The organism is Citrobacter sp. wls718, from assembly GCF_005280945.1.
GTDB classification, from domain to species: domain Bacteria; phylum Pseudomonadota; class Gammaproteobacteria; order Enterobacterales; family Enterobacteriaceae; genus Citrobacter; species Citrobacter gillenii.
Map to the genome: position 1 here is coordinate 40,316 of NZ_SZWV01000083.1, position 3,841 is coordinate 44,156.

Annotated in this window: 4 protein-coding genes; 2 read left to right on the plus strand and 2 right to left on the minus strand. The window is 51.1% G+C overall.

Annotated elements, in window-relative coordinates; translation table 11 throughout:
- Positions 1-512: methyl-accepting chemotaxis protein (locus FDW95_RS23975; RefSeq protein WP_249359186.1), on the plus strand; the 512-nt coding region annotated here is incomplete at its 5' end.
- A 46-nt stretch (positions 513-558) separates the two neighbouring features.
- Here the strand turns inward: FDW95_RS23975 and FDW95_RS16695 are convergent.
- Positions 559-1,482, minus strand: a complete 924-nt coding sequence (locus FDW95_RS16695; RefSeq protein WP_115258432.1) for a LysR substrate-binding domain-containing protein — start codon at positions 1,480-1,482, stop codon at positions 559-561.
- Between the two features lie 220 nt (positions 1,483-1,702).
- On the opposite strand from FDW95_RS16695, the gene FDW95_RS16700 reads away from it, so the two are divergent.
- Entirely contained in the window at positions 1,703-2,605 is a 903-nt protein-coding gene (locus FDW95_RS16700) for a manganese-dependent inorganic pyrophosphatase (RefSeq protein WP_115258433.1), read from the plus strand.
- Between the two features lie 580 nt (positions 2,606-3,185).
- Here FDW95_RS16700 and FDW95_RS16705 read toward each other — a convergent pair.
- Positions 3,186-3,668, minus strand: a complete 483-nt coding sequence (locus tag FDW95_RS16705) for a hypothetical protein (protein WP_135911998.1) — start codon at positions 3,666-3,668, stop codon at positions 3,186-3,188.
- Positions 3,669-3,841: the final 173 nt, after the last annotated feature.

A 3,841-nucleotide genomic window follows, 5' to 3' on the forward strand; every position in this document is an offset into this window, starting at 1 on the left:
ATGCGGCGGTGGAAGCGGCGCGAGCAGGCGAGCAAGGGCGCGGCTTTGCGGTGGTGGCCAGCGAAGTGCGTACACTGGCAAGCCGTAGTGCCCAGGCAGCAAAAGAGATTGAAGGATTAATCAGCGAATCCGTACGGCTGATTGATCAAGGCTCCGGGGAAGTGGTGGCTGCAGGCAATACCATGACGGATATCGTCGATGCGGTAAAACGCGTGACCGATATTATGCTGGAGATTGCTGCCGCCTCCGATGAGCAAAGTCGGGGCATCGTGCAGGTGAGCCAGGCGATTTCAGAGATGGACAAAGTCACGCAGCAAAACGCTTCGCTGGTCGAAGAAGCGTCTGCTGCCGCGGCCTCGCTGGAGGAGCAGGCTGCACGTTTAACTCAGGCGGTTGGCACCTTTCGCTTGCAGGGCGGCAGCGTGAAAAAACGCGCGCCCCTTGCTGCCACACCGGTTTATTCGTCGCCGCAAACGTCGCCATCCCACGGTGAGAATTGGGAAACGTTTTAACGATAAAGGGACCCGCGGGTCCCTTTATTTTTGGCGGCGAGAAAGATCAAAACGGGACAGTTTTGCGGATCGCGGCGATGAGGATCTGTGCGGCGGTAGAGAGCTGAACGTCGCTACGGGTCAAAATGCCAATGGGTTCGCCGGATCCTTGCGTCGGTATCGGTAATGACACCAGTGTGGCCTGGCGTAAATCTTCCCGCACCGCGCCTGACGGCACAAACCATACGTAGTCGTAATCCACTGTCAACTGACGCGACAGCGATGCCGACAGCGTTTCAATACAACCTCGCGGCAGTTCACACCCCTGGCTTAGCAGCAGGGCTTCCGCATGCTGCCTCGGCGCGGTACCTTTTGGCGATACCACGACCGGCCACTCCATCACCCGGCTTAGCGTGATGGTTTCCTGCAACAGCGGGTGGTTAGGGCGTACTACCAGCTTGAGCGACTCGAGAAATAATAATTCGTAGTTTAGCCCGACCATGAGTTCCGCATCGGCCATCCGGCCAATGCCGAGATCGATTTCCCCGGATTTTAACCCAGCGAGGATCATCGGGTTACTCATGGTGGCAACTTGCAGCGTGGTCTCCATTTGCTGCTTGTGGAACGGACCAATGACGGTGGGAAGAATACCCAGTGCAGCCGTCGGTAGTGCTCCGATGCGCACGACATCATTATGTGCTTCTTCCCGACGATTTAATGCCTGACCGGCCGTATTGAGCGCGTCCAGCACTCTTACCGCATGGGTAAGAAACTGTTCGCCGGGTAGCGTTAACTGCGCACCAAGGCGACCGCGCTCGAAGAGGCGTGTCCCGGTCAGTTGCTCCAGTTCGTTGAGTGTTTTGGAGAGAGCCGGTTGACTCAGGTTTAGGGTTTCAGCCGCGCGCCCCAGCGTCCCCTGTTGGGCAACGGCGACAAAAGTGTGAAGATGGCGCAAGCGAATACGCTGATTGAACAGAACATTTTTTTCCATAAGCGATGTTAAAAACAGAGCCGTATCGGTAGCAAGTAAAGTTGTTGGTTTTTGATAACCTGATAGCAAAATATTATTAACATTTATCGTATTTTACTTACAACTGATTTATTTTGCTTATGTTTTGTACTGCCTGACTGCGCAGCGGGATCATGGAAGGGAATGTACCCGATCGGTATACTTTGGTTATTGTTCTCTTCACATTACAAGGCACTGATTAATGATACATGTCATAGGGCACCTTAATCCCGATAGCGATGCCATCTGCACCGCCGCGATGACTGCGCGCTGGTTAACCTTACGCGGCCAGCAGGCGACGGCATGGCGCGCGGGTGAACCTAACCGTGAAACGCAATTTATCTTTGAGCACGCGGGACTTTCGATGCCCGAACTGCTGACGTTTCCGTTGACCGACAGAGATGTCTGGCTGGTGGATTTTACTGAACCCGCTCAGGGTCCAGACTCTCTGGCTGAGAGTAATGTCGTTGGTATTATCGATCACCACCGCCTCGGCGGTTTGATGACGCGTTTACCGCCGGAAGTGTGGGTGAAACCGGTCGGCAGTAGCGCGACGCTGTTATGGCAACTGATGTCGGAAGAGGAGCGTCGCCAGATCTCTTCCTCCGAGGCCGTGTTGCTGCTGGGGGCCATTTTGAGTGACACTGTCACGCTACGCTCACCTACCACTACGGCAGACGACTGCCAGGCGGTGGACGCGTTGGTCGAAAAAACGGGAGTTGATCGGGAGGCATTCTGCCGCGACCTGCTATCAGCTAAAACCAGCGTGGAGGGGATGAGCGCCCGGCAACTTCTCAATAAAGATTGCAAAACGTTCACGATTCATGGGCACCAGGTCTGCGTGGCGCAGCTCGAGCTTTACGCACTGGATCAGGTGGCGCCGGTGCTGGACGATTTGCGTGCGGAAATGGTGCGCTATGCTGAGGAACGCCATGCTGCGCTGGTCGTGCTGATGCTGACGGATATCAACAAAGGCGACACCAGCCTGTGGTTTGCCGGAAAAGAACTGACAGATATCGCGCAGCCCTGCAAGGTTGAAGGGATGCTGAGTCGTAAAAAACAGATGCTGCCGTGGCTGGAAAACCATTTGAAACCACGCCAGTAAGCACCGTTCATCGTCTACGCGGGTGGGGGGAATTCATGCGGGATCACAGTTTGATATTCGGTATGAATATTAAAAACAACCAGTTGCGAGCTTGTGCAGGTAGTTATTGTATGAAACTGTTGTGATAGCAGCAAGCAAGAACATACACAGGAGTACGTAGTATTCATAGCGCTGGACAAATTTGTCTAGCGGGAATACTCCTCACTTTCTCGGGGAAATCCCCGAGAAAGAATAGTTTTCTCTGGACAATTTTGTCCATTGAAATTAAGCCATTTTAAGCGGTTTTGTGAGTAGATAAGGTGATTGCCTGCCTTGCATCATTTAAACGCTCTGTAGGCTGTCTGGTTAGTCGTCCTTCGGACTCTATACCATTTTGATCTTTCATAGCCAAAGCTATTCACCATGTAGGCGGTGTGATAATTCTCACAGCGGTGAATGTGCTTATTAGTGCGGTAGTAAGAAGGGGAATAATTAACGCAGTAGTAGTATCAAAACTCTTTCCGGTGAAATAAAAACAGAAAAGGGAACCATAATATTAGGCTACCCCTTCTCAACTATTCTAAATGCACAAAAATGTGCATTAATCTTTCCTAAGCTCTCTCAGCTTATCCATCAGCTTACTTAATTCCTCCATTAACCTATTATGATCACGTTCTTCTGATTCTTTCATAATACGTTCTGCTTCTTCCCGTCTTGCCGTACTCAATAGCCGTTCACGTTCTTCAACCTGCTTTCTTAATCGTTGTTCGAATTCTTCTACATCGATGGAAGCTACTACCACTGGATTCTCTAGCAGTTGGTACAGGGGAGTAAATAATTCTGTATAGGGATCTATAGCGTCTACAGTAGGAGGTGAGCGATAGTAGGTTAAACCCTTTCTCCATCGTGCAAGCTGTGCATAGTTCAGGCTAGGTTTCTTCCCTGTACCATCATATGCTTCTTTCACAGCATCCAACACAGCAGCAGGTTTCACACCCTTGCTTATCTTGAGCGCTTCCTTCATACGCTTCTCTTGTGGCTGTGTGCTATCTCCGAGCAATATTAAATTAACGTTCTTCATCATATGCCCCTAAAAAGTTAAGGCCGTATGTTAATACACACTGCCTTTTACGTTCAAGCGTCCTCTGCTGGTTCCCAGTCTGGAAAGATAGCTTTCATCTGATCGATAGCTTTCTGTTTAGCTCGTGTTGCAGCTTGTTCTACAAAGGCTGCTACTAGACTGGCCCCCTGAATCTC

Coding starts and splice junctions, on each gene's coding strand:
- FDW95_RS16705 (WP_135911998.1), bottom strand. CDS start 3,668: ATGATGAAGAACGTTAATTTAATATTGCTCGGAGATAGCACACAGCCA.
- FDW95_RS16700 (WP_115258433.1), top strand. CDS start 1,703: ATGATACATGTCATAGGGCACCTTAATCCCGATAGCGATGCCATCTGC.
- FDW95_RS16695 (WP_115258432.1), bottom strand. CDS start 1,482: ATGGAAAAAAATGTTCTGTTCAATCAGCGTATTCGCTTGCGCCATCTT.